14 protein-coding genes are annotated in these 16,242 nt (G+C 63.2%); 7 read left to right on the top strand and 7 right to left on the bottom strand.

Annotation, left to right across the window (positions count from 1 at the left end; all coding sequences use genetic code 11):
* Positions 1-43: 43 nt before the first annotated feature.
* Positions 44-1,510, bottom strand: coding sequence for a tRNA uracil 4-sulfurtransferase ThiI (gene thiI, locus ABDK11_RS18885; protein WP_346838083.1), 1,467 nt, complete (start codon positions 1,508-1,510; stop codon positions 44-46).
* Positions 1,511-1,878: 368 nt separating this feature from the next.
* On the opposite strand from thiI, the gene glnA reads away from it, so the two are divergent.
* From glnA to ABDK11_RS18850, 7 genes are all read left to right on the top strand, one after another.
* A complete protein-coding gene (gene glnA / locus ABDK11_RS18880) occupies positions 1,879-3,285 on the top strand; it encodes a glutamate--ammonia ligase (protein WP_346838082.1) in 1,407 nt (468 codons plus the stop codon).
* A gap of 474 nt (positions 3,286-3,759) precedes the next feature.
* On the top strand, positions 3,760-4,470 hold the full coding sequence (locus ABDK11_RS18875; protein WP_346838081.1) for a DUF4124 domain-containing protein: 711 nt from the start codon (positions 3,760-3,762) through the stop codon (positions 4,468-4,470).
* Between the two features lie 367 nt (positions 4,471-4,837).
* Complete coding sequence (gene glnL, locus ABDK11_RS18870; protein WP_346838080.1) at positions 4,838-5,902, top strand: nitrogen regulation protein NR(II); 1,065 nt, start codon at positions 4,838-4,840, stop codon at positions 5,900-5,902.
* A gap of 20 nt (positions 5,903-5,922) precedes the next feature.
* On the top strand, positions 5,923-7,338 hold the full coding sequence (gene glnG, locus ABDK11_RS18865) for a nitrogen regulation protein NR(I) (protein ID WP_346838079.1): 1,416 nt from the start codon (positions 5,923-5,925) through the stop codon (positions 7,336-7,338).
* A 243-nt stretch (positions 7,339-7,581) separates the two neighbouring features.
* The gene (locus ABDK11_RS18860; RefSeq protein ID WP_346838078.1) at positions 7,582-8,391 is read left to right on the top strand and encodes a hypothetical protein; all 810 of its coding nucleotides are present in this window, start codon (positions 7,582-7,584) and stop codon (positions 8,389-8,391) included.
* A gap of 184 nt (positions 8,392-8,575) precedes the next feature.
* The gene (locus ABDK11_RS18855) at positions 8,576-8,779 is read left to right on the top strand and encodes a hypothetical protein (protein WP_346838077.1); all 204 of its coding nucleotides are present in this window, start codon (positions 8,576-8,578) and stop codon (positions 8,777-8,779) included.
* A 73-nt stretch (positions 8,780-8,852) separates the two neighbouring features.
* Entirely contained in the window at positions 8,853-9,809 is a 957-nt protein-coding gene (locus tag ABDK11_RS18850; protein ID WP_346838076.1) for a Gfo/Idh/MocA family oxidoreductase, read from the top strand.
* A gap of 39 nt (positions 9,810-9,848) precedes the next feature.
* Here the strand turns inward: ABDK11_RS18850 and ABDK11_RS18845 are convergent, their stop codons facing one another.
* The 6 genes from ABDK11_RS18845 to hslO all read right to left on the bottom strand — a co-directional run bounded on the left by ABDK11_RS18845 (position 9,849) and on the right by hslO (position 16,154).
* The gene (locus ABDK11_RS18845; RefSeq protein ID WP_346838075.1) at positions 9,849-10,367 is read right to left on the bottom strand and encodes a peroxiredoxin; all 519 of its coding nucleotides are present in this window, start codon (positions 10,365-10,367) and stop codon (positions 9,849-9,851) included.
* Between the two features lie 183 nt (positions 10,368-10,550).
* Positions 10,551-11,609, bottom strand: coding sequence for an AI-2E family transporter (locus ABDK11_RS18840; RefSeq protein WP_346838074.1), 1,059 nt, complete (start codon positions 11,607-11,609; stop codon positions 10,551-10,553).
* 99 nt (positions 11,610-11,708) lie between these two features.
* The gene (locus tag ABDK11_RS18835) at positions 11,709-12,410 is read right to left on the bottom strand and encodes a D-Ala-D-Ala carboxypeptidase family metallohydrolase (protein ID WP_346838073.1); all 702 of its coding nucleotides are present in this window, start codon (positions 12,408-12,410) and stop codon (positions 11,709-11,711) included.
* Positions 12,411-12,431: 21 nt separating this feature from the next.
* The gene (locus ABDK11_RS18830) at positions 12,432-13,112 is read right to left on the bottom strand and encodes a D-Ala-D-Ala carboxypeptidase family metallohydrolase (protein ID WP_346838072.1); all 681 of its coding nucleotides are present in this window, start codon (positions 13,110-13,112) and stop codon (positions 12,432-12,434) included.
* 173 nt (positions 13,113-13,285) lie between these two features.
* Positions 13,286-14,833: a phosphoenolpyruvate carboxykinase gene (locus ABDK11_RS18825; RefSeq protein ID WP_346838071.1), complete on the bottom strand. Its 1,548-nt coding sequence runs from the start codon at positions 14,831-14,833 to the stop codon at positions 13,286-13,288.
* A 442-nt stretch (positions 14,834-15,275) separates the two neighbouring features.
* Positions 15,276-16,154, bottom strand: a complete 879-nt coding sequence (gene hslO, locus ABDK11_RS18820; protein WP_346838070.1) for an Hsp33 family molecular chaperone HslO — start codon at positions 16,152-16,154, stop codon at positions 15,276-15,278.
* Positions 16,155-16,242: the final 88 nt, after the last annotated feature.

Genomic DNA, 16,242 nt, shown 5'->3' with positions numbered 1-16,242 from the left:
CGGGTTTTTTTGTTGGTGTTCGCATTGAATCGGGGGCGCCGGCTCAGTGCTTTGGCTTCTCCGGCCGGAACACGCCCACGTTGTGGTAACCCGCATCCAGCAGGTGCGAGGCGTGCAGCTTGCTCATGACGCCGCGGGCGCAGTAGAGCAGGTAGCGCTTGTCCTTATCCATCTCGGCGAAAGCGGTGTTGAGGCGGTAGAAGGGGATGGCCTCCACTTCGGTGCCTTCCAGCTCCAGCGGGTCCACCTCCTCCTCGGTGGGGTGGCGGATATCGATCACCACGGCGTCGCCGGGCTCCGGGACGATTTTAAGCTCCGGAGTCTCCGCTTCCAGGTCGTCCATCACCTCGTCGATATTCTGCATGTGGCGGTTGGCGATGGCGCGGTCGAGGATGTCGAAGTCGAAGCGCAGCTCCTCTTTCTCCACCTTTTCCATCTTCGCGCGGGTGGTCGGTTTGACCGAGATAACGCCGCAGTATTCGGGCATGTTCGCAGCGAATTCCTCGGTGCCGATCTCGCGCGCGGTGCGGATGATGTCGCCCTTGTCGCTGGTGATCAGCGGGCGCAGCACCAGCGTGTCGGTGACCCGATCGATCACCGACAGGTTCTTCAGCGTCTGGCTGGAGACCTGGGCGATGGCCTCGCCGGTGACCAGTGCGTCCACCTCCAGCTCGTTGGCCACGGCGCTGGCGGCGCGCAGCATCATGCGCTTCAGGGTTACGCCCATGTAGGAGTCGTCGACCCGCTCGAGGATCTCCGCAACCACCTCATCGAACGGCACTGAGACGAACTTGACCCGGTGCGAGGCGCCGTACTTGTTCCACAGGTAGAAGGCCACTTCCTTGACCCCCAGCTCGTGCTGGCGCCCGCCCAGATTGAAGAACACGAAGTGGGTGCGGATACCGCGCTTCATGGTCAGGTAACTGGCCACGGTGGAGTCGAAACCGCCGGACACCAGCGACACCACCGGATCCTGGGTGCCGAGCGGGAAACCGCCGAGGCCCTGGTGCAGCTGTTCGATCACGTACAGCTTGTCGTGGCGGATCTCCAGCTTGACGGTGATATCCGGGTTCTTCAGCTTTACGCCGGCGGCGTCGGTGTGCTGGTTCAGGCCGCCGCCGACAAACTGTTCCACGTCGAGGGATTTGAAGGCGTGCTTGCCGGTGCGCTTGGCACGCACGCAGAAGGTCTTGCCGGCGAGCTGCTCGCCCCACACGGCTTTGGTCTTCTCGTAGATATCCTGCAGGTCGCCGAGCGGGAACTGGCTGACACGGGCGAAGTTGGCGATGCCCGGCGTGTGCGCCAGCACCTCCTCGATACGCTCGCCGAGGTGGGCGACGGCGTCGGGGGCGATCACATCGATCTTCTCCCAGTCCTTGCGCACCTTGATGCGGTCGTCCACCTGTTTCAGTAGCGCGCGCAGGTTGTCGGCGAGCTGGCGCGACATGCGCTTGCGCACCGGGTTGCTCTTGATGGTGATTTCGGGAAAGAACTTGACGACAAAGTGCATGGGATTTCGACAGATACCACAGGTTGATGGAAAACACCGCATTATAAACTAGGCGGCGCCCGGATGGTTGTGCACAGTTTTGGTGCCACGGCGGTCACGCCGGCGTCATTTTGGTGCATTCATGTCTGGTCGCCGCGCCGCTTTGACCCTATTCTGCTCCCCGTGACGACGCGTTCTGGTGCATGCCCGGCCCGGAGCGCCCTGCGGCGTCTCTGCCCCAATTTGGCACATTCCTTGCTTTATCTTGGGCTAACAGAGGTTCCGGCAGCATCTCGAGGCGGTGCGCTGCCGGACACCGCTAAGAAAGAGTACACGCCACCTGAAGGGCTGTAGCGAACACACCACTTTCCAAGACCTGGAGGACAGCAATGTCAGCGAAAACGCTCGGTTTGATCAAAGAGAGTGAAGCAAAATGGGTAGACCTGCGCTTCACCGACACCAAGGGTAAAGAACAGCACGTTTCCATTCCTTCCAAGGAAGTGGACGGCGAGTTCTTCGAAGAAGGCAAGATGTTCGACGGTTCCTCCATCGCTGGCTGGAAGGGCATCAACGAATCCGACATGATCCTGATGCCGGACGACGAAACCGCCTTCCTCGACCCGTTCACCGACGAAGCCACCGTAATCCTGCGCTGTAACATCGTCGACCCGATCACCGGCCAGGGCTACGAGCGCGACCCGCGTTCCATCGCCCGGCGCGCCGAGGAATACCTGAAGTCCACCGGTCTGGGCGACACTGCCCTGTTCGGCCCGGAGCCGGAATTCTTCGTGTTCGACGACATCACCTGGGGCGCGGAAATGGGTGGCGCCTTCTACAAGATCAACTCTGAAGAAGCGGCCTGGTCTTCCGGCAGCACCTACAGCGAAGGCAATATCGGCCACCGCCCGGGTGTGAAAGGCGGCTACTTCCCGGTACCGCCGGTCGACTCCCTGCACGACATCCGCGCCGCCATGTGTTCCGCCATGGAAGCCATGGGCCTGGAAATCGAAGTGCACCACCACGAAGTGGGTACTGCCGGCCAGTGTGAAATCGGCGTTGGCGCCAACACCCTGACCAAGAAGGCGGACGAAGTCCAGATCCTGAAGTACGCGGTGCACAACGTGGCCCACGCCTACGGCAAGACCGCCACCTTCATGCCCAAGCCCTTGGTTGGCGACAACGGTTCCGGTATGCACGTGCACCAGTCCTTCAGCAAGGACGGCGTCAACCAGTTCGCCGGCGACGCCTACGCGGGCCTGTCTGAAACCGCCCTGTTCTACATCGGCGGTGTGATCAAGCACGCGCGCGCCCTGAACGCCATCTGTAACGCGTCCACCAACTCCTACAAGCGTCTGGTTCCGGGCTTCGAAGCGCCGGTGATCCTGGCCTACTCCGCGCGCAACCGCTCCGCGTCCATCCGCATCCCGTTCGTGCCGAGCCCGAAAGGCAAGCGTATCGAGACCCGCTTCCCGGATCCGACCGCCAACCCGTATCTGGCCTTTGCCGCGCTGCTGATGGCCGGCCTCGACGGCATCAAGAACAAGCTGCACCCGGGCGATGCCGCGGACAAGGACCTGTACGACCTGCCGCCGGAAGAGCTGGCCGAGTACCCGACCGTGGCTTCCAGCCTGGAACAGGCCCTGAACGCGCTGGACGAAGACCGCGCCTTCCTGACCGAAGGCGGTGTGTTCACCGACGACGCGATCGATGCGTACATCGAGCTGAAGCGCGAGGAAGTCGAGCGCCTGGCGATGACCACGCACCCGGTCGAGTTCGACATGTACTACTCCGTATAACACGGCAGTCGCTTCCGGCTGCCTGTCGGAAGTTGTGTGCGGCGTCCGACGCCGCCGCAGAAAAAGCCCGCGCCACCTGGTGCGGGTTTTTTTTGCCCGGCGGTATCGCCTGGCGCGCCGCTCCAGGGTCTGCGGCGGCGGCACTGGTCGATATCCGGGCCAGCCCGGATTTTGCATCAGGGGTCGCGATGATTGCGCCGAGATCTGTGCGTTCAGTGCATTTTTGCGGCGTATATGCATGCTTGTGGCATGGTTTAGCCGCAAAAATGTGCTGAACGTGCAGAGATCAAGCGAGAGCGCGGCCAGCGTGGGGCCGGTGACACGTTGAATTCTGTATGGCGCGTTAAAGCCTGTGGAAAAATCAACAGCCGATTCTGGTATCGAGCGGCCTGGTGCAATATCCGGGCTAGCCTTTTATTGATAGGCTATCGCCAATATCTGCTAGGAGCGGCCCGCGGCCGCGATCGAGGACCGATGAAACTGCGTCAACTGCTCATCACTCTGTGCTGCCTGGTACCGCTCGCTTCCCTTGCCCCGCAGGCCGCACTGGCCGGTGACACCGGCTACGACCCGAATACCCGGAAGGTCCAGTCCGACGGCCACACCATCTACAAGACTGTCGGCCCGGACGGCAGTATCGTATTTACCGACACCCCGCCGGTGGGCGACGGCAAGGCGGAAAAGGTCGAGGTTGGGCCCACCAACGTGCAGCCGATCACGCTGCCCAAGCCCCTGCCGGTGCGCAAGCTGTCGCCGAAGAAGAAGGACCAGCGCAAAGACCAGTACCAGGGGCCCTACAGTATCGCCATCACCAACCCGGCAGACGGCGCCACGATTCCGCCGGGGCAGCGCTCCATCGTGCTGCAGGTGGCGGTCAATCCGGTGCCGGAGGCCGGCTCCCAGTTCTACGCCGTGGTCGATGGCCAGCCCTGGCAGGGCGGGTCCGGTGGCACCAGCCTGGATATCTCCGCGCTGGAGCGCGGTACCCACAGCGTGCAGGCGGTGCTGACCGATCCCGGCGGCAATGTTCTCGCGCAGTCGCCGGCGATCACCATCTACGTCAAGCGCCCCGGTGGCACCCTGCCGGACAACCCGGCGCCGCGCGCCCAGCCGGCACCCAAGGCGCCGCAGGCCCCGGGCCTGAAGCCGTCCAAGCAGCCGCGCAAGCGCAGCAGCTACAACTGAGCCCCCCTCTTTATCGCCCCCTGTCGTACCGGCGCCCTCGCGGCGCCGGCGGTTCCTCCCCGCCCTTGACCATCAAGCTGGCGCTTTTCTGATCAATGCACCATAATGGTGCGCCCGACAGTGGCTTGAACCAGGTCGCTCCGCTGGCGCCGTGCCGCTCCCGCTTTTTGCGCAAACTGCGCGTCGCCGCTGGCGCCTGAGATCACGAAATCGGGAGCCGCCGGGGATTCCGCCCCGTAGCGGGTCAATTGCCGGCCCCGGGGGCAAGCGGCAGCGCAACCGTGCGCCATTTTGGTTTGCTTCTTGCACTGTGATTGAAAGAACCGACAGGCGCCGCCGGGCGGCGCCCATTACCGGAAGGGATCAGATGCTCAACGACCGCCAGTTGCGCCAACTGCTGGACAACCTGACCGCCGCGGTACTGGTTTTGGATGACGGCCTCCGGCTGTGTTACCTGAACTCCGCCGCCGAAGACTTGCTCGCCGCCTCCAACGCGCGGGTCAGCGGTGTGCCGCTGCGCGATGTGGTGTTCGAATCCAGCGATGCCGAGCGGGCCATGCGCAGTGCGCTCGACGCTGGCCAGAAGTACACCGTGCGCCGCGCCAGCTGGCGCCTGCACAATCTCGAGCGCTGCACGGTGGACTACTCGGTGAGCCCGGTACTGGAGCTGGGCCTGCTGCTGGTGGAGGTGCAGTCGATGGATCGGCTGCTGCGCATTGCGCGCGAAGACGCGCTGATCAGTGCCCAGGAAACCACCCGCAACCTGGTGCGCGGCATGGCGCACGAGGTCAAGAACCCCCTCGGCGGCATCCGCGGCGCGGCGCAGCTACTGCAGCGCGAGCTGCCCGACGAGGAACTGACAGAGTACACGCAGATCATCATCGACGAGGCCGACCGCCTGCGCAATCTGGTCGACCGCCTGCTGGGCCCACGCAAGCCCGCCGAGCTGCAGCCCACCAATGTGCACGAACTGCTCGAACGGGTGGCGCAGCTGATCGACGTCGAGTGCGACGGCGAGCTGCAGATCCGCCGCGACTACGATCCGTCGATTCCGGATATTCCCGGCGACGCCGAACAGCTGATCCAGGCGCTGCTGAATATTGCCCGCAACGCCATGCAGGCCATCGACGAGAGCATCGGCTTCAAGGCCGGCACTATCACGCTGCGCACTCGCATCCAGCGCCAGTTCACCATCGGCCGGCGCCACTGCCCGCTGGTGTGCCGGATCGAAATCGAGGACAACGGCCCGGGCATTGCCGAGGACATCCGCGAGCGGATTTTCTACCCGATGATTTCCGGGCGCGCCGAAGGTTCTGGCCTGGGCCTGTCGATCTCGCAGAACATCATCAATCAGCACCGCGGCCTGATCAAATGCGACAGCCGCCCCGGGCAGAGCGTGTTTCAGATTTATCTGCCCCTCTATACAGAATAAGGCCTATTGGAAACGAGACCATGAACAATCGCGTTTGGATTATTGATGACGACCGATCGATCCGCTGGGTTCTGGAGCGCGCGCTCAACCGGGACGGGATCGAGACCAAGTGTTTTGAAAACGGCGACCGTGCGCTCGATGATTTTTACAGTGATTCGCCGGATGTGGTGATCAGTGATATCCGCATGCCCGGCGCCGATGGTTTCAAACTGCTGCAGCGTTTCCAGTCCGAGCGCCCGACGTTGCCGATCATCATCATGACCGCGCACTCGGATCTCGACAGCGCCGTCGCCGCCTACCAGGGTGGTGCCTTCGAATACCTGCCCAAACCCTTCGATGTGGACGAGGCGGTGGCGGTCACCCGCCGCGCTCTCGCCCACGCCAGCGAACAGCAGGGCGAGGAGCCGGTCAATATTGACAGCGCCAACGGCAGCAAGGAAATCATCGGTGAAGCGCCGGCGATGCAGGAAGTATTCCGCGCGATCGGCCGCCTGTCCCATTCCAATATCACCGTACTGATCAATGGCGAATCCGGCACCGGCAAGGAGCTGGTGGCGCAGGCACTGCACAATCACAGCCCGCGCCGCGACAAGCCATTTATCGCGCTGAATATGGCCGCCATTCCCAAAGACCTGATGGAATCGGAATTGTTCGGCCATGAGAAAGGCGCGTTCACCGGGGCCAGCGCCCAGCGCGCCGGGCGCTTCGAGCAGGCCGATGGCGGCACCCTGTTTCTCGACGAAATCGGCGATATGCCCGCCGAAACCCAGACCCGCCTGCTGCGCGTCCTCGCCGATGGCGAGTTCTACCGCGTCGGCGGTCACACGCCGGTCAAGGTGGATGTGCGCATCATCGCCGCCACGCACCAGGACCTGGAACGGCTGGTAGAACAGCATAAATTCCGCGAGGATCTGTTCCACCGCCTCAATGTGATCCGCATCCATATCCCGCGCCTCGCCGATCGTCGCGAGGATATTCCGCGGCTGGTGCACCACTTCTTCAACAGCGCCGCCAAGGACCTGGGGGTGGAGCCGAAGATCCTGCTCAAGGAAACCGAGGAATACCTCGCCGGGCTCGACTGGCCCGGCAATGTGCGCCAGCTGGAAAACACCTGCCGCTGGATCACGGTGATGGCCTCCGGCCGTGAGGTACATATCGAAGACCTGCCACAGGAACTGCACCAGCAGACCGGTGCCGGCGGCGAGGTGCCGCAGGACTGGCAGAAAGCGCTGCGCCTGTGGGCCGACCAGGCGCTGGCCACCGGTCAGCGTGAAATCCTCAGCGAGGCCGTGCCCGCCTTCGAGCGCGCGCTGATCGAAATCGCCCTCAAACACACCGCCGGGCGCAAGCGTGACGCCGCCGAGCTACTCGGCTGGGGGCGCAACACGCTGACGCGCAAGCTCAAGGAGCTGGGCATGAACGGCGATACCGACTGAGCTCTGCGACTGGCCGCGAGCCGGGCCGGTATCCCCCTGCGGGATACCCGGCTTCGCACTGCACCGCCTCGCGGTTAAATCACGCGACCTGAAATTCAACAGGGAAAGCCGTCCCAGACAGCGGGTACGCGGAAACCGGATACGGAGACAGAAAGTCCGGTGCGGGCTTGCGCTCTATCGATGTTCATCAGTGCATGGACTCCCTTTTTGGGCCAAACTTGCCCGTAAAGGCCGGGGCCCGCCATGCCGAAGACCGATTTCCTGACCAGTTTCAGCCTGCCCGAGATCTATGGCTACACCATCCTGCTGGTGTTGGTCACCATGGGTATTGGCAATTATCTGGGGCGCCGGTCCGTGCGTCACGGCACTGCCAGCGATGCCTCGCTCGGCAGCGCCGTCGCGGCCACGCTCGGGCTGCTAGCGTTTATGCTGGCTTTCACTTTCAATATGGCGGCTGATCTCTTCAATCAGCGCAAGGTGCTGCTGTTGAGCGAAGTGAACACGCTCGCGACAACCTATTTGCGCGCAGATCTACTCCCGGCGGCGGAGCGCCGCCAGGCGCGCGCGCTGGTGGCGAAGTATGTGGAGTTACGGGATATCAACCCCAAGTCGGTTCCCGACTTCGATCAGCGTATCGCCGCTAGCGAGGCTGTCCAGGATCAGCTGTGGCAGCTGGTTGCGCGGCTCAGTGCCGCGGGCTATGACGGTGAGCGGCTGCAGGGCTTCTACGAGCCGCTCAACCAGCTGATCGATGCTCATACCTCGCGGCTGTATGTGGGGATTCGCTACCGCATTCCCACACCGATCTGGGTGGTGCTGTACGCGATCACGGCGCTGGCGATGTTCGGTATCGGTTTTCAGCTGGGTACCGGCCGGCGTGGTTCGCCACAGGTGGCGTTGACGCTGGCACTCGCATTTTCCGTGGTCATACTGCTGATTGCCGATCTGGACCGCGGCGCCGAGGGCTGGCTGCTGGTGGAACAGACGCCGATGTCGGAACTCAACGCACGCCTGCAACGCGCCGAACGCGCACAGCACAGCCCCGTCGATTAGCCACACTGCCGAAGGCAAGCGGCGGCACCATTGCACTGGTGTCCGGTGCCTGCCCCTTCTCCCGCCTCTGCCCGCCAGATTTCGATCATTGCCGTACAAGCTGTTATATTTTCCGCCACCGGTGTCCGCGCGTGTGGGTACCGCTGCGGAAAATGGTCGGTACGCACAGGTGGGAGCGCGTTCTATGAATACAGCCAATTTGCTCTGGGGGCTGGTCTTCGGGTCCATCGGCATGGCCTACTTCCTGTATGGGAAAAAACAGTCCAATGTCGTTGCCCGCCTGGCTGGGCTGGCATTGATGATCTACCCGTACTTTTTCCAGAGCCCGCTGGCCCTGGTCTTGGTGGGCCTGATCCTGATGCTGCTGCCGCGGTTTATCGAGCTGTAATGAGCGCCGGGCAAAGCGACGCAGTGCCCCGCGCGGCAATACCCCTTCTCTGCAGACACCCGGAGCCGGCATCATGAAACTCGGCGTCATCGGTCTCGGCGATATCGCCCGCAAGGCCTATCTTCCGCTATTGAGCCAGTGGCCGGGTGTCGACCTGGTGCTGTGCACGCGTGACGGCGACTGCCTGCAGCAACTGGCGCGCCGCTACCGCGTGGCCGAATACTGCCGGGACTATCGCGAACTGCCGGCGCTGGCAGTGGATGCCGTGATGATCCACGCGGCGACGGCGGCGCACACGGAAATTGCGGCTTTTTTTCTGCGCCAGGGGATTCCCACGTTTGTCGACAAGCCCCTGGCGGCCAGTGCGGCGGACTGCGAGCGCCTGTATGAGCTGGCGCACCGGGTGCGCCAGCCACTTTATGTGGGCTTTAATCGCCGCCATATTCCCCTGTTCGAGCGCCATCTGCCGGGGCTACAGCGGGGCGAGCGCGCGGACCTGCGCGCGCTGCGCTGGGAAAAGCACCGCTTTGACCAGGCCGGCGCACTGCGCAACTTTATCTTTGACGACTTCATTCACCCGCTCGACAGCGTCAACCTGTACGGCCGGGCAAGCCTGGAAGATGCATTCGTGACCTGCCAGCGCGACGGCGGGCAGTTGGCGCGGGTGGATGTGCAGTGGCAGCACGGAGAGATGTTGCTGCACGCATCGATGAACCGGCAATTTGGCCGCACCGCAGAGCGGGTCAGCGCCCAGTTCACCAACGCCGCCTACGAGTTCGATTCATTTACCGAGGGGCGCAGCTGGTGCGGCGGTAATGAAGCCCGCCTGGTGCTGCCGGACTGGACGCCGATGCTGGCGAGTAAGGGCTTCAGCGCGATGCTGGACGACTGGTTTGGCGTTATCGCAAGTGGCCAGCTGGATGCGCGCACGGTGGCGCGCAACCTGGCCTCTCACCAGTTGGCCGAATCTCTCTGCGAGAACATCGCCACGGCGATGACAAAAACGGTCGCTACTGCGACCGTTTGCTGATGGCGGAGGTGGTGCCGGTGGTCGGTAACCGGCGCGCGCTCAGCCTTTCTTGGGGATGCCGAGTTCGCCCAGGGTCTTGGCGATATCCTCGGCGCTGGTGGCCGGGTGGATTTTGTCGTCCACCTTGAGAATATGCCCGTCCTTGCCGATATAGAAAGTGGTGCGGCGCGCGATATTGGCCACCGGCACACGCACATCGTAAGCCTTGGCTACAGCGCCATCCGGATCGCTGAGCAGCGGAAAATCGGCTTCGTGCTTCTCGGCAAACTTCTTGTTGGTATCTACTTCGTCGGTGCTCGCCATAAAGTAGGTCACATCGTAATCGCGGATCAGGTGGCCGTTCTCGGCCAGGGATTTGCACTCGATGGTGCAGCCCTTGGTGAAGGCTTTCGGGAACCAGGCGATGACCACCGCCTGTTTGCCTTTGAAGTCTGCCAGTGAATAGGTCTTGCCGTTGGAGGCCTGCAGGGTAAAGTCCGGTGCCGGTTGGCCCGCTTCCAGCGCCATTAGCGGCAGGCTGGTAAGGGCGGCCAGTAGAAAGCTCGCTAAACGAATCATGGCTTCTCCATCTATGTTGGGTGTCGGGTCGGTTGTGGTCCCGCCTATGCTAATGGCGCGCGGCGGGCGACGCCATTGCTAACGTCACAGCGGCAGTGTGATTGCCGCGTCACGGCGATATCACTACTGATACGGATGTGCCCCCGCGGGTGGATCACCGGGCAACCAGAGCGGGCGCGATGGCTAGCCGGCCTCGGCAGAGGAATTGATGAACTCGCGCATGAAGATTTCCCAGAACGCCATAAACAGTGCCGCCAGCAGCGGGCCGATGGCGAAGCCGCTGATGCCGAACATGATCAGGCCGCCGACGGTGGAAAACAGCACGATATAGTCTGGCAGCTTGGTGTCGCGGCCCACCAGGATCGGGCGCAGGATATTGTCCACCAGGCTGATCACCAGCACCCCGTACAGCATCAGCACGGAGGCCTTGACCATATCGCCGGTGGCGTACAGGTAGAGGGCCGCCGGGAACCAGATCAGCGCGGCGCCGACTGCGGGCAGCAGCGACAGCAGCGTCATCACCACCCCCCACAGCAGCGGCGCCGGCAATCCCAGTATCCAGAAAATGATGCCGCCGAGGGTGCCCTGGGTAAGGGCCACTACCAGGTTGCCCTTGATCGTCGCGCGGGTGACTTCGGCAAACTTGGCCAGCAGCAGGTGCTCGCGTTCATCGCCGAGGGGCAGCGCGCGGATCAGCAGCGCGACCAGCTTCTCCCCGTCGCGAATCAGGAAGAACGTCAGGTAGAGCATCAGCCCCAGCATGATGAAAAAGTTCAGCGTGTTCTGCCCCAGTGCCAGCGCGTTGCGGGCGAGGAAGCTGCCGGCACTCATGACACCGCCCAGCAGCCGTTGCTTCAGCTCGTCCAGGTCGACGCCGATGCGGTCGAAGAAGGCGTTGATGCCGGGGAAGGCACTGCGCACCTGCTCGATCTGCTGGGACAGATCGATCTGGCCGTCCTGGGCTTTCTGGTACAGACCCACGCCTTCGTTGATAAACGAGCTGGCCACCAGCAATACCGGGATCACCACCAGTATCACGCACAACAGCAGGGTGAGCAGCGCCATCAGGTTGGGCCAGTCGGGCAGGCGCTGCAGCAGGCGGCGGTGCACCGGGAAGAAGATCAGCGCGATGGCGCAGGCCCAGAAAATCGGGGTGAAGAAGGGCTTCAGCAGCAGCGCAAAGGCCAGCGTTACCAGCAGCAGGGTAAAGATAAACGAGCGCCTTTCCAGGTTTTCCAGCACCGACGGTATCCCTCTTTATTATTTTGCGCGGGCGGCACACTGGCCGCGCCGCGGGGGTAGAATAGATGTCGCGCCTATGTAAGCAGAAGCGGTTGCTTTTTACCAGCGCCGGTAACCGCAGGTGTCGACATGGAAACGGATACCGCTGTAGATGCCGAGCCCCATGTTCCAGCGCTTGCCGTCTCGCTGGTGGATGGTGCGCAGGATGGGAATCAGCTTCTTACGGGTAAAGTTGCGCTGCGGCACCATGTCCAGGCCGCAGAAATGCATGTGCTTGCTGGTCCTGGCTCCGCCGGCCTTGCGGTTGTAGACCCTGGTGCGCCAGCCCGACAACACCATTACCGGGCCCACGGCGGGGATCACTTCCTCGCGCACCGCGCGCAGGGTTTTGACCATGCTCTGCCAGTATTTTGGCGGCGGTATCGCGAACGCCGGTTCTCCCACCTTCTGCCAGTCGCTGCCCTGGCGCAGCAACTCATAGAGGGGCACCACATCGTCCACTTGCTTGCTCTGCAGATAATTTTCCAGCGCGGCAAACTGCTCGCGATTGCTACCTTTGCGCAGGAATTTTTCGAACGCGAACTCGGAGGCCGCGTCGTAGCCCTTGATATCGTAGACCTCGGGGATGGGGCGATACGGCACTGGCCTGACGACGCGCTCGGCCAGCTCACTTACTTTGTCCGCCGTCAGCACCACCAGTGCGATCACGCCGGCGAGCACCAGCCCCGTGATCCAGATGACACGGCGTCGCTCGATGTGGATGTCGACGTATTCGTGGTCTTCGGTTTCGTGGATTTCCATCGCGGTCTCGCGCCTCCGCGGTTACCAGCTGCGGTAGCCGCAGGTGTCGATATGGAAGCGCAGTTTTGTCGACAGCCCGAGCCCCATGTTGCTTTCCGGCCCCAGGCGCGCGTGCAGCGCCTTCAGTTCCTCGCCCAGCTCCTTGCGGCTGATATTGGATTGCGGCACCAGGTCCAGGCCGCAAAAGTCGCGGTGGCGGCTGGTGCTGGCGCCGCCGCTGCGGCGGTTGTAATTGGCGCTGCGGTAGGCGGACAGCACCGTCACCGGGCCGATTGCGGGCACGATTTCATCGCGCAGCAGCGCGAGGGTCGCGACCATATTGCGCCAGGTAGACTTCGGCGCTATGGCGAAGGCCGGCTCGTTGTAGTCCAGCCAGTCGGTGCCCTGGCGCAACAGTGTGCGCGGATCGATCGCATCGCCGACGCCGCTGCGCTGCAGGTAGTCCTCCAGCCGCCGGAATTGCGCGCGGTGGTCCCCCTGGCGCAGGAAGCGCTCGAAGCTCTCCTGGGTCGGTACCCGATAGCCCTTGATGTCGACGAAGGGCTTGTTCAGGGTTTTGGTGTAGAGGTAGAGCCACAGGGTGGCGAGCACGGCAATCAGCAACAGTGAAATACTGGCGATCACCCAGCGGTTGGCGTAACGGCCACAGGGCTGCGGGCGGAAGTAGAATTCGAGGGTGCTGCTCGGGGAACTATGGGGCATCGGCCACTCGCGTGTACTGCTACAAATGGCGGCGCACGGCGGCGCGCCTTCTTTCACTATAGCTGTAAAAAGCGCCGCGTCCGGGCACAAAAAAGCCCCCGTGAAGGGGGCTTGGCGGGGCTGGGGTTAGAGCCCGGGGATCCAGTGCGGCGGGCACGGCCGCCGGGTGCGGATCAGGCCTTGGGGCCGGCGGCCTTGACGGTGTCGCTGACCTGGAACTTCTCGATGTTCTCGGCGAACAGCTTGGCCAGCTTGGCTGCCTGCTCGTCGTAGGCGGCGGTGTCGGCCCAGGCGCTGCGCGGGTTCAGGTAACCCTTGTCGACGCCCGGCACTTCCAGCGGGATTTCCAGGTTCAGGGTTTCCAGGTGCTCGGTGGCGGCACCTTCCAGCGCGCCGCTCTGGATCGCGGCGATGACCGCGCGGGTTACCGGGATCGGGAAACGCTTGCCGTTGTCGCCGGAGCCGCCGGTCCAGCCGGTGTTGACCAGGTAGACACGGGAGCCGAAGTCCTCGATGCGCTTCATCAGCAGGTCGGCGTACTCGCGCGGCGCGCGCGGCATAAACGGGGCGCCGAAACAGGTGGAGAAGGTCGGGTGGATACCCGCTTCCGCACCCAGCTCGGTAGAGCCCACACGGGCGGTGTAGCCGGACAGGAAGTGATAGGCGGCGGCCTCCTTGGACAGGATGGACACCGGCGGCAGCACGCCGGACACGTCGCAGGTCAGGAAGATTACGTTCTTCGGCTCACCGGCGCGGTTTTCCAGCTGGCGCTTCTCGACGTGCTCCAGCGGGTAGGAGCAGCGGCCGTTTTCGGTCAGGCTGGTGTCGTGGTAATCGGGGGTGCCCTTGTCGTCGGTGACCACGTTCTCGACGATGGCGCCGAAGCGGATGGCATCCCAGATCACCGGCTCGTTTTTCTTGCTCAGGTTGATGGTCTTGGCGTAGCAGCCGCCCTCGATATTGAACACCGCGCCCTTGGCCCAGCCGTGCTCGTCGTCGCCGATCAGGAAGCGCTCCGGGTCGGCGGACAGGGTGGTCTTGCCGGTACCGGACAGGCCGAAGAACAGGCAGGTGTCGCCGTCGGTGCCGACGTTGGCGGCGCAGTGCATCGGCATCACGTCTTTTTCCGGCAGCAGGAAGTTCTGTACCGAGAACATGGCCTTCTTCATCTCACCGGCGTAGCGCATACCCGCCAGCAGCACCTTGCGCTGGCCGAAGTTGATAATCACGCAGCCTTCGGAGTTGGTGCCGTCGCGCGACGGGTCACAGGCAAAGTTGGCGGAATGCAGAATGCGCCACTCCTGCTTGCCCTTAGGATTGTACTTGTCGGCGCGGATAAACATGTTGTGCGCGAACAGGTTGTGCCAAGCGGTCTGGGTGGTCACGTGTACCGGCAGGTAGTGGTCCTCGTCCTGGCCGACGTGCAGCTCCTGCACGAAGCTGTCGTGGCTGGCGACGAAGTCCTCGACGCGGCTCCACAGGGCATCGAACTTGTCCTGCGGGAAGGGGCGGTTGACGCTGCCCCAATCGATGCTGTCGCTGGTGGAGGCTTCTTCCACCACGAAGCGGTCTGCCGGAGAGCGCCCGGTGCGTGCGCCGGTTTCAGCGACCAGGGCGCCGGTATCAGACAGCTTGCCCTCGCCGCGCTTGAGCGCCTGTTCCACCAGTTTCGCCGGCGCCAGGTTCTTCAGGACCTGCACCGTGTCATCGATCTGTGCCATTCGTCGATTACCCGTGAAGTTGTGTATAGAAAACTTAGTGTGGCCGCCCCTGCGGGAGTTGCGGCCGCCGGAAATGGGGGGGCGCATTATGGCAAACTTCAAATTCACCGGGTAGAAAAATTGGTTATTTTTTGCTCTGTGACAGCGTTGTCAGCGAAAATTTTGTACTTTCCCATCCATACGATGGATCGTGTAAAAATACTACATTGATTTTGTGAATTAAGGGGTGTCGCAACGCGCTGACAGCGCAATGACAGCGCGGCTCACGCCAGTCTGTCTATGTGGGGAGTTGCGCCGGGCACGCCGCGTCGAGCGGATTGATACCGGCGCCGCCCCGCTCGGCGGCGGCAGCGGGATTTTTGCTGTTTATGGAATCAAAGTGGCCCATTGGTCATCGGGATGTGTGCTTGCGCGCCGCCACGGCAACGGCGCGCCGACCGGGTCAGTGCAGGGTGTGCGGGGGGGCGTTAAACAGTGCTTCCACCTGTGCGCGGTCGAAGCGGTACTGGGTGTTGCAGAACTGGCAGTCGGCGGCGATCTCGCCACCCTGCTCCTCGAGTAGCCGGTAGACCTCCTCGGGGCCCAGCGAGATCAGCGCGCGGGCGCTGCGCTCGCGGGAACAGCTGCACTTGAAGCGGATATTGGCGGTGCCCAGAGTGGCCGGCTTGAGCTGGTTGAACAGCCGGTGCAGCAGCTGGTCGTGGGGTAGCTGGTGCAGTTCCTCGGCGGTGACGGTCTCCGCCAGGTGCTGGGCGGTCTCCCAGGCATCGCGGTTTTCCTCGGCGCTGGCGGCGTTGTTGCCGGGCAGTACCTGCAGCATGATGCCGCCTACGGTGTGCGGGCTGGACTCGATCCAGAAACGGGTCTGCAGTTGCTCCGACTGGGTGAAGTAGTCCTCGAGGCACTGCGCCAGGGAGTCCCGTTCCAGCGGCACCACGCCCTGGTAGCGCTCGCCGTCGCGGGGCACGATGGTAATGGCGAGGATACCGCGCGCACCGATCAGTTCCAGCAGTGTGGCATCGTCGGCAATCTGCGCACCTTCTTCCAGGTGGGCAATACCGCGCAGGTCGCTGTGGTGGGTGCACTCGGCCATGATCAGCGGCACACTGCCCTCGCCGCGGGCCTGCAGGGTCAGCTGGCCCTCGAACTTGAGCGTGGTGGACAGCAGGCAGGCGGCGGCGAGGAATTCGCCCAGCAGTTCCGCCACCGGCTGTGGTAGCTGGTTGTTTTCCAGCACGGCGCGGTAGGCGTCGGTGAGGGTCACCATCTGCCCGCGGATATCGTGTTGGGATAGGATGAAACGTTCCAGCTGGTCGGACATGGCTCGGTGATCTCGGTTATGGAAAACCGCGGGATTTTAGAGGCCGCTGTCCTTAAATGGTAGTTCGCCTGCGCCGCGGGCGTTATAC

It is taken from the genome of Microbulbifer sp. SAOS-129_SWC, assembly GCF_039696035.1.
Classification (GTDB): Bacteria; Pseudomonadota; Gammaproteobacteria; order Pseudomonadales; family Cellvibrionaceae; genus Microbulbifer.
The sequence above is the reverse complement of the archived record's forward strand: the minus strand, read 5'-3'. Positions and strand labels throughout refer to the sequence as shown.

Excerpts from the sequence above, each read along its gene's own strand:
- thiI (WP_346838083.1), bottom strand. The coding sequence starts at position 1,510 with ATGCACTTTGTCGTCAAGTTCTTTCCCGAAATCACCATCAAGAGCAAC.
- glnA (WP_346838082.1), top strand. The coding sequence starts at position 1,879 with ATGTCAGCGAAAACGCTCGGTTTGATCAAAGAGAGTGAAGCAAAATGG.
- ABDK11_RS18875 (WP_346838081.1), top strand. The coding sequence starts at position 3,760 with ATGAAACTGCGTCAACTGCTCATCACTCTGTGCTGCCTGGTACCGCTC.
- glnL (WP_346838080.1), top strand. The coding sequence starts at position 4,838 with ATGCTCAACGACCGCCAGTTGCGCCAACTGCTGGACAACCTGACCGCC.
- glnG (WP_346838079.1), top strand. The coding sequence starts at position 5,923 with ATGAACAATCGCGTTTGGATTATTGATGACGACCGATCGATCCGCTGG.
- ABDK11_RS18860 (WP_346838078.1), top strand. The coding sequence starts at position 7,582 with ATGCCGAAGACCGATTTCCTGACCAGTTTCAGCCTGCCCGAGATCTAT.
- ABDK11_RS18855 (WP_346838077.1), top strand. The coding sequence starts at position 8,576 with ATGAATACAGCCAATTTGCTCTGGGGGCTGGTCTTCGGGTCCATCGGC.
- ABDK11_RS18850 (WP_346838076.1), top strand. The coding sequence starts at position 8,853 with ATGAAACTCGGCGTCATCGGTCTCGGCGATATCGCCCGCAAGGCCTAT.
- ABDK11_RS18845 (WP_346838075.1), bottom strand. The coding sequence starts at position 10,367 with ATGATTCGTTTAGCGAGCTTTCTACTGGCCGCCCTTACCAGCCTGCCG.
- ABDK11_RS18835 (WP_346838073.1), bottom strand. The coding sequence starts at position 12,410 with ATGGAAATCCACGAAACCGAAGACCACGAATACGTCGACATCCACATC.
- ABDK11_RS18830 (WP_346838072.1), bottom strand. The coding sequence starts at position 13,112 with ATGCCCCATAGTTCCCCGAGCAGCACCCTCGAATTCTACTTCCGCCCG.
- ABDK11_RS18825 (WP_346838071.1), bottom strand. The coding sequence starts at position 14,833 with ATGGCACAGATCGATGACACGGTGCAGGTCCTGAAGAACCTGGCGCCG.
- hslO (WP_346838070.1), bottom strand. The coding sequence starts at position 16,154 with ATGTCCGACCAGCTGGAACGTTTCATCCTATCCCAACACGATATCCGC.